Genomic DNA, 8700 nt, shown 5'->3' on the forward strand with positions numbered 1-8700 from the left:
CGAAGGGCGCCGCCCGGCCTCAGGCGGCGCCCTCCTTCACGAACTCAGACGCCCATCGTCTCCGTGTCGTTGGTCTCCGCCGGAGCGCCGACCTCGGTCACGCCGTTCTTCAGGTGGTAGCGGGCGATCGCGTCCCGCAGCAGCTCGGTCTTGAGCTCGCCGCGCCGCGCCAGCTGGGTCAGCACCGCCAGCGTGATCGACGCCGCGTCCACGTGGAAGTGCCGCCGCAGCGCCGACCGGGTGTCCGACAGGCCGAACCCGTCGGTGCCCAGCGAGGTCCAGTCGCCCGGCACCCACTGCGCGATCTGGTCCTGCACGGCCCGCATGTAGTCGCTGACGCCCACGAACGGCCCAGGCACGTTGGACAGCTTCCTGGTCAGGTACGGCACCCGCTGCTCGGTGTCCGGGTTGAGCAGGTTGTGCTCCTCCACCGCGAGCGCCTCACGCCGCAGCTCCGTCCACGAGGTGGCCGACCAGACCGAGGCCGCCACCCCCCACTCCTCGGCCAGCATGCGCTGCGCCTCCAGCGCCCAGGGGCCCGCCACGCCGGACACCAGGATGTTGGCCTTGGGGCCGCTCCCGGAGGCCGGAGCGAACAGGTAGAGGCCCTTCAGCAGGCCCTCCACGTCCACGTTGGCCGGCTCCGCGGGCTGCGGGTAGGGCTCGTTGTAGATCGTCAGGTAGTAGAAGACGTTCTCCTGGCGCTCGCCGTACATCCGGCGCAGGCCGTCCTTGACGATGTGGGCGACCTCGAACCCCCAGGACGGGTCGTAGGAGACCGCGGCCGGGTTGGTGGAGGCGATCAGCGGGGTGTGGCCGTCCTCGTGCTGCAGGCCCTCGCCGTTCAGCGTGGTCCGGCCCGCCGTCGCGCCGAGCAGGAAGCCCCGGCCCATCTGGTCGGCCAGCTGCCACATCTGGTCGGCGGTGCGCTGCCAGCCGAACATCGAGTAGAAGATGTAGATCGGGATCATGTGCTCGCCGTGCGTCGCGTACGCCGAGCCGACCGCGATCGTGGAGGCCATCGAACCGGCCTCGCTGATCCCCTCGTGCAGGATCTGGCCCTCGGTGGACTCCTTGTAGGACAGCAGCAGGTCGCGGTCGACCGCCTCGTACGTCTGCCCGTACGGCGAGTAGATCTTGGCGGTCGGGAACATGGCGTCCAGCCCGAACGTGCGCGCCTCGTCCGGGATGATCGGGACGAACCGGTGCCCGATCTCCTTGTCCCGCATCAGGTCCTTGAGCAGCCGGACGAAGGCCATCGTGGTGGCCACGTTCTGCTTGCCCGACCCCTTGGCCAGCTGCTTGTACGCGTCGTCCCCGGGCAGCTTGAGAGGCTTGGCGCGGATCACCCGTTTGGGCAGGAAACCGCCCAGGGCGGCGCGCCGCTCCCTCATGTAGGCGATCTCGTCGCTGTCCTCGCCCGGGTGGAAGTAGGGCGGGATGTCGCCTTCGAGATCCTTGTCCGGGATCGGCAGGTAGAGCCGGTCGCGGAACTCCTTCAGCTCGGCCTTGGTCATCTTCTTCATCTGGTGCGTCGCGTTGCGCGCCTCGAAGTCCTTGCCCAGGGTCCAGCCCTTGATCGTCTGGGCCAGGATGACCGTCGGCTGGCCGACGTGCTCACGGGCGGCCTTGAACGCCGCGTAGACCTTGCGGTAGTCGTGGCCGCCGCGGGACAGCTTGCGGATGTCGTCGTCGGTCAGGTGCTCGACCATCTTGCGCAGCCGCGGGTCGCCGCCGAAGAAGTGGTTGCGGATGTACTCCCCGGACTCCACCGAGTAGGTCTGGAACTGACCGTCCGGCGTGGTGTTCATCTGGTTGACCAGCGCGCCGTCCACGTCGGCCGCGAGCAGCGGATCCCAGTCCCGGCCCCAGACCACCTTGATCACATTCCAGCCGGCGCCGCGGAAGTACGACTCCAGCTCCTGAATGATCTTGCCGTTGCCGCGCACCGGGCCGTCGAGCCGCTGCAGGTTGCAGTTGATGACGAAGGTGAGGTTGTCCAGCTCCTCGCGCGAGGCCAGGCCGATCGCGCCGAGCGACTCGGGCTCGTCCATCTCGCCGTCGCCGAGGAAACACCAGACGTGGCTACGCGAGGTGTCCTTGATCTTGCGGTCGTTCAGGTAGCGGTTGAACCGGGCCTGGTAGATCGCCCCGATGGACCCCAGGCCCATGGATACGGTGGGGAACTCCCAGAAGTCCGGCATCAGCCGCGGGTGCGGATAGGACGGCAGGCCCTTGATGCCGTGCGACAGCTCCTGCCGGAACGCGTCCAGCTGGGCGTCGGTGAGGCGGCCCTCCAGGAAGGCGCGGGCGTAGATGCCCGGCGCGGCGTGCCCCTGGAAGAACACCTGGTCGCCGGACTCGCCGTGGTCCTTGCCGCGGAAGAAGTGGTTGAACCCCACCTCGTACAGCGAGGCGGCCGACGCATAGGTGGCGATGTGCCCGCCCACGTTGGTCCTGGCGTTGGCGCGCGTCACCATCACGGCGGCGTTCCACCGGATGTAGGCCCGGATCCGGCGCTCGACATACTCGTCGCCGGGGAACCACGGCTCGCGCTCGGGCGGAATCGTGTTGATGTAGTCCGTGCTGCGCAATCCCGGCACGCCCACCTGGTGTTCCCGGGCGCGTTCCAGCAGCCGGAGCATCAGGTAGCGGGCCCTGGTTCTGCCCTCCGCCTTGACGACGTTGTCGAGCGACTCAAGCCACTCCTGGGTCTCGCTGGGGTCGACATCAGGCACCTGGCTGGGTAGGCCGTCGCTGATGATCGAGAAACGCTGGCGTCCGGAAGCCACTGGGTCTCGCCTTCCGAGGATGGACTTTTGTCGGTCTAGGGTTCGGCTTCCATCCTGGCTCGTCGCCCCGGAAAGCGCATCTTCTACTTCCCGGTAAACCAAGATGTCCCCGCTGCTGACCGGGGGCTGTGGCCTAGACCACCGATGGTAGGACGTTTTTCGCCAACCGTGCACACCGGGGGGCCGCGAATGTGAACGTGGCTCCGGTCGGCGGGCGATTCTAGCGCTGTCACTTGATCTTCCGGCTCCGCAAAACTTCCTTTACGCAGCCGGTACGGCCCCTACCCGCTCACACTGCCACGTACCCACCTGGCGCGCATTCAACGGGAATTTCGGCATTCTCGAAGAGGTGGCGCGTTCGTCATCGCAGCTCAGCGAGGGCATAGGATCCCGATGTGAGGTCTCAGGTAATAGACGTGCGAACCGGCTCACGGGAGCAGGTGCACGACATCACCGAGGAGTGCCAGCAGTTCGCGGCCGAATGCGGTGGCGACGGCCTGCTGCACGTCTTCGTGCCGCACGCCACGGCCGGCATCGCGCTGATGGAGCTCGGCGCGAGCAGCGACCGGGATCTGCTGGCCGCGCTCGGCGACCTATTGCCCGCGGACGACCGCTGGCGCCACGCGCACGGATCCAGGGGTCACGGACGGTCACATGTCATGCCCGCCCTGATTCCGCCGTACGCGACTATTCCGGTGCTGGCCGGGACGCTGGCGCTCGGCACCTGGCAGTCGATAGCGGTGGTGGACCTCAATATCGACAACCCGGAACGACGTGTCCGTTTGTCGTTTTTGTCCAGCTAGCAGATAACGGTGCGGGTCACTGACCGTGGCGACCGTTGACGACGATGGGTCACAGCGTGTGGACTGTGCCGAACGATACCCGCAGAGGTTTCCGGCGGGGTCAAGCCAAGCAGGAGGGATGAACGTGAGCGCGACCGCGGGTCAGGCGCAGGGCGAGCGCGGCCTGGCCGAACGACTTGGCCTCAAGCCGGGTCAGGTGGTGCAGGAAGTCGGCTGGGATGAGGACAGCGACGACGCACTGCGCGAGTCCATCGAAGAGCTGACCGGCAACGAGTTGGTGGACGAGGACTACGACGATGTCGTCGACGTGGTGCTGCTGTGGTGGCGCGACGACGACGGCGATCTGTTCGACGCCCTCACCGCCGCCATGACCGCCCTCGCGGACGGAGGCCAGATCTGGCTCCTGACGCCCAAGGCGGGCCGGCCCGGCCATGTTGAGCCGAGCGACATCGGCGAGGACGCCACGACAGCCGGGCTCTCCCAGACGAGCAGCATCAGTGCGGCTCAGGACTGGTCGGGCACGAGGCTCGTCTTCAAGGCCCGCCGCTAACGTCGCCTGGTCGTCCCTGCCGTACGGCGCCTGCCGTACGGCAGGTTCTCTATGACTTTGAGGGGGTGTCGCGGTGGAGATCGGGGGCATCGCGCCGGACTTCGAACTGAAGGATCATCACGGCACACCCGTCCGGCTGTCCGGGCTCCGGGGGGAGCCCGTCGTAGTCGTCTTCTTTCCGGCCGCCTTCACCGGAATCTGCCAGGGCGAGCTCCGCGAGCTGGCCGCCGTCGAGGCACGGGTGCTGGCGATTTCGGTGGATTCGATATTTTCACTACGCGCTTGGGCGGATCGCGAGGGGTACTCGTTTTCCCTCCTCTCGGATTTCTGGCCCCATGGTCAGGTCGCGCGGGCGTACGGTGTCTTGGACGAGGAGAAGGGCGTCGCGCGCCGGGGCACCTTCATCCTTGACGGCGAGGGCGTGCTCCGCTGGCGGATCGTCACCGCGATCGGCCAGCCACGGGACGTCACCGAGTACCGCAAGGTACTCACCCAACTGTGACCACGGCGATTCCCGCCGCTAACCCGATATGGCCGTTTCGGTCCGGATATATCAACTTTTGCCCCGATTTGCCTTGTGGGAGGCGAATATGCCCTGCTATCGATGCGGGGCCCGGCAGACCGACCCCGTCCGCGGCGCCAGCCCCTGGAAACGCGGCGTGCGCCACGAAGCGCAGGTCCTGGTCTGCCCGGACTGCCAACGTGCCCCCGACCTGGATCTGGACGCTTGCGCGACGTGCACGTCCACTACCCTTATCTGCCGGCTTGGCGAGGTCGAGTGCCGCGCTTGCGGGTTGGTACGGCTCGCGCAGGCATCGAGCCCGGGAACGCCTGACTTGTCGGCGCTGTCAGCGGAGGTCGAAGCGGCGCTGAACCGGGTGCTTGGCCGTAAGTGACCTCGGGCGGTGCCAATCCCGGCCTTTAGTGGCAAGGCGGGTGATTTGGCAATCGGCGGGATATTGAGCACGATGTGCCGGTGAGCTACGTGGTCGCCCTGGATGTGGGCGGGACATCGATGAAGGGCGGCCTCGTCACGTTTGCCGGCGAGGTGACGGTTTTCCCTGGGAGGGATACCGGGCGGGAGGCCGGGCCGGATTCGGTGGTGGCCGGGATCCGGACATATGTGGCGGAACTGGCGGCGGCTGGCTCCGCGACATTCGGGATGGCGCCGTCCGGGGTCGGCTTGGCCGTGCCGGGGATCGTGTCCGAGGCGGTTGCCCTTTACGCGGCCAACCTCGGGTGGCGAGACGTTCCGGTTTCGTCATTCGTGCCGAATGGGATACCTGCCGTGCTTGGGCATGATGTGCGGACTGGCGGCCTGGCCGAGAGCGTTTTCGGGGCCGGGCGTGGGGTGGCCGACTTCCTGTTTCTTCCGTTGGGGACGGGTATCGCGGGGGCGGTGGTCGTCGGCGGTGAGCCGTACGGGGGAGCGAACGGCTGGGGCGGTGAGATCGGCCACACGGCGGTGTGGCCGGACGGCGAGAAGTGCGCCTGCGGCCAGCGCGGCTGCCTGGAGACCTACGCCTCCGCCGGAGCCCTCGCCCGCCGCTACGCCGCCCGCATCGCCACCACCCCCGAGCAGAGCGTCACGCTCGCTGAGCCGAACAACGCGCAGGCCCGGTCCCAGGGCGCTGTGACGGCCAAGGAAGTGGTCGAGCGCGCCGCCACCGACACCGCGGCGGCGGAGGTGCTCAACGAGGCCATCGACGCGCTGGCCATCTCCCTGGCCTCCTACACGCTCCTCCTCGACCCCTCCATGATCGTCATCGGCGGCGGCCTGGGTGAAGCCGGCGCCGTCATCCTCGACCCCCTCGCAGAACGCCTGGCCGACCGCCTGTCCTTCCGCAAGCCGCCACCCCTCCGCCAGGCCCAGCTCGGCGTACAGGCCGGAATGCTGGGCGCGGCCATCCTGGGCTGGCGGGCCGCCGGCGAATCCTCCTGGCGCCCGGACCTCCGGGCAACGCCGACGAGGTCACCATGAACGGGTCCTGTGGCAGACCCCTACCTACCGGGCCGCATACGGACTACACAGACGAGTCTCATCAAGTCCACCGGTTCGAGTGTTGTCGCGTGCCAAACCGATGTGCCGACAGCACCTTCGGTACCGTAAGGTGTAACCGGCTCAGGGGCGGTTAGCTCAGCGGTAGAGCACTCGCCTTACAAGCGAGGGGTCACTGGTTCGAACCCAGTACCGCCCACAATAAACCCTTCACCTGCGGAAACAGGTGGAGGGTTTTTCTGTGTCAGGTCTCTACCGCGTTCACTGACCCATCGCTTGTCGACGTTCTCTCCCAGCGAGGCCAAGCGGTGAGCCGACGGCGGCTGTAGATGTGGAACCTGTCGATGGGCCTGTGAGTGTTCACCGGTAGCACACTGGGCGCAGCATGGTTCGCGATCTTCCGTGTTGATATTCCGCACGATGTAGGCTGGGAGTCTCTCCAGGAGGGGGTGACAGGCGGAATGTTGCTTAGTTTTCGCGTGGCCAATCATCGGTCGTTGCGTGAGGAGCAGCAGCTGCTGCTGACGCCCGCTTACGACGAGCAGGATGCTCCCGGCGAAGAGCGGCTGGCGGTACCCGTTGTAGCGATCTTTGGGTCGAACGCATCGGGGAAGTCCAATGTGCTTGATGCGATCCGATATATGGCTTATGTCGTTAGATGGTCCTTCCGTGAGAACGAACCCGGGGGAGGGCTGCGGCGTAATCCGTTCGCACTCAACGGTGCTGAGCCCTCCAGCTATGTAGTGGATTTGTCCATCGACGGAGTTCGCTACACTTACGGATTTGCCGTTGATGATGCCGCTGTGATTGAGGAGTGGCTGTATAGCTACCCACTTAAGCGGGAACGCAAAATCTTCGAGCGCAATGGCAGCCACTTCACGTATGGAGTGGACACTCCTGACTCAATTAAGAGCTTGCAGGAGCTCGTAGAGCCAAATGTGCTTCTTCTGTCGGTGGGGGCCCGAGCTCGTCAGGAAATATTGCGACCCGTCTACGGTTGGTTCGCTGCCCACCGCTTTCGGTCACCCTCGGTGAACATGAATAGAGGAGTGCTCACAAACAAGCTGGGCTCCTTGGGGGCTCCTGAGCTTCAGGAGCGCATAGCGAATCTGATGCGTGCTGCGGATACGGGTATAGCAGACTTTGAGATCGTCGAAGAGACTGATGAGGAGCTGGCTTCGCGGGTTGCGCGAAGGCAAAGACTCGGAGGGGACCTCACGCCGCAGCGTCAGACAAGGCTACTATTCCGGCATGTATGCGGTGGCGGTGAGTTCACTCTTCCTCTGCATGAAGAGTCCGAGGGCACCCAGCAGATGTTTCAACTTGCTATCTCGGTGCTGCCAGTCTTGGAATACGGGAGTGTTCTCCTCGCGGACGAGTTGGATGCCAGCCTGCATACCTATCTGAGCGCAAAGCTGATTCAGCTCTTCCAGGACCCGGTCACCAATCCGCGTGGTGCGCAGCTCATCTTCGCCACTCATGACTCGGCGCTGCTCGGTCGGGTGCAGGGCCGAGACGTGCTCAGACGTGATCAGATCTGGTTCACTGAAAAGAGCGAAGACGGTGGAACCCAACTTTTCCCGCTAACAGACTTCAAGCCACGCAAAGAGGACAACAGAGAGCGTCGCTACCTTACCGGTCGATATGGTGCTGTGCCGAATGTGGACGACAATCTCTTCATGACGGCGCTCGCCACACGTGTAGATTCGGAACATGTCTCCCCGGCAGCCCAAGGACAACAAGGGCCTCACACGTCGATCGTCGATTGAGCGAAGGTCGTTCCTTGAGCGTCGTTCCTCCGGTACGCGGGTTGAGCGCAAGCGATTCCTCATTCTTTGTGAAGGCGAAACTGAGGAACGCTACTTCCTGGGCATGCGTACGCGTGGTGGGCCGGTGCTCGACGTGGTCAACCCGAAGATTGACCACCTCGGTGTCATAGAGGAGGCCCAGCGACGCCGGCGCACTGATGATTATGACGACAGCGATGAAGTGTGGTGCGTCCTCGACACGGAGCTCGAACCTAAGCTCACCGAGAGGATGCTGGCGAAGGCGGGCATCAACGTTCGGCTGGCGCTCTCCACTCCGTGCTTTGATTTCTGGCTTCTATTGCACCATAAAGATCATCGGGCTCCCTTCCAGGCGGCGGGTGAAGTCGAGAAGGCGCTGAAGCGCGTGGTGCCGGGGTGGAGCAAAGGAGGCACCAGGATCGCGGACTTTGTGGATGGCATTGACGATGCTTGTCGGCGTGCCAGGGCAATCGAGCCCGAGGGAAAGGACCACATGAGAAACCCGTCCACCTCCGTATGGAAACTCGTGGAGTTTGTCCGGGCCATTTCGGACGAATAGCGGGATGCGGGTGGACGGTGGTCTGACCCAGCGTGGAAGTAGCGTCGTGTCTGAGTTCGCACGCGTGATGGTCAACGACTTAGCGTGACGACCTTGCTGTAATGCGGCAGGGGAGCTCGTCCGGGCAACTTTGATGACGTAGGGGGGCAGGGCTGAAGGAGTTCTCACATCGTGAGACCGAGAGCGATCAGCGGGTTGCGGAAGTCGTCT

Annotated in this window: 7 protein-coding genes and 1 tRNA gene; 7 read left to right on the plus strand and 1 reads right to left on the minus strand. The window is 65.1% G+C overall.

Annotated elements, in window-relative coordinates:
* Positions 1-44 precede the first annotated feature (44 nt).
* Positions 45-2792, minus strand: a complete 2748-nt coding sequence (aceE, locus tag Acor_RS21920; RefSeq protein ID WP_155338579.1) for a pyruvate dehydrogenase (acetyl-transferring), homodimeric type — start codon at positions 2790-2792, stop codon at positions 45-47.
* 395 nt (positions 2793-3187) lie between these two features.
* Here aceE and Acor_RS21925 point away from each other — a divergent pair, with 395 nt between their 5' ends.
* The 7 genes from Acor_RS21925 to Acor_RS21955 all read left to right on the plus strand — a co-directional run bounded on the left by Acor_RS21925 (position 3188) and on the right by Acor_RS21955 (position 8490).
* The gene (locus tag Acor_RS21925) at positions 3188-3595 is read left to right on the plus strand and encodes a secondary thiamine-phosphate synthase enzyme YjbQ (RefSeq protein WP_155338580.1); all 408 of its coding nucleotides are present in this window, start codon (positions 3188-3190) and stop codon (positions 3593-3595) included.
* Positions 3596-3719: 124 nt separating this feature from the next.
* Positions 3720-4145, plus strand: coding sequence for a DUF3052 domain-containing protein (locus tag Acor_RS21930; protein WP_218034408.1), 426 nt, complete (start codon positions 3720-3722; stop codon positions 4143-4145).
* A 73-nt stretch (positions 4146-4218) separates the two neighbouring features.
* Positions 4219-4647, plus strand: coding sequence for a peroxiredoxin (locus tag Acor_RS21935; RefSeq protein ID WP_155338582.1), 429 nt, complete (start codon positions 4219-4221; stop codon positions 4645-4647).
* Between the two features lie 474 nt (positions 4648-5121).
* Entirely contained in the window at positions 5122-6126 is a 1005-nt protein-coding gene (locus Acor_RS21940; protein WP_155338583.1) for an ROK family protein, read from the plus strand.
* A gap of 145 nt (positions 6127-6271) precedes the next feature.
* Positions 6272-6343, plus strand: a tRNA-Val gene (locus tag Acor_RS21945).
* Positions 6344-6500: 157 nt separating this feature from the next.
* Positions 6501-7913 (plus strand): AAA family ATPase, encoded by a 1413-nt coding sequence (locus tag Acor_RS21950; RefSeq protein WP_246238932.1) that lies wholly within the window; start codon positions 6501-6503, stop codon positions 7911-7913.
* A complete protein-coding gene (locus Acor_RS21955; protein ID WP_155338584.1) occupies positions 7858-8490 on the plus strand; it encodes an RloB family protein in 633 nt (210 codons plus the stop codon). The genes Acor_RS21950 and Acor_RS21955 overlap by 56 nt, the downstream gene beginning before the upstream one ends.
* Positions 8491-8700 lie beyond the last annotated feature (210 nt).

This window comes from Acrocarpospora corrugata, assembly GCF_009687845.1.
Classification (GTDB): domain Bacteria; phylum Actinomycetota; class Actinomycetes; order Streptosporangiales; family Streptosporangiaceae; genus Acrocarpospora; species Acrocarpospora corrugata.

Excerpts from the sequence above, each read along its gene's own strand:
- Acor_RS21955 (WP_155338584.1), top strand. The coding sequence starts at position 7,858 with ATGTCTCCCCGGCAGCCCAAGGACAACAAGGGCCTCACACGTCGATCG.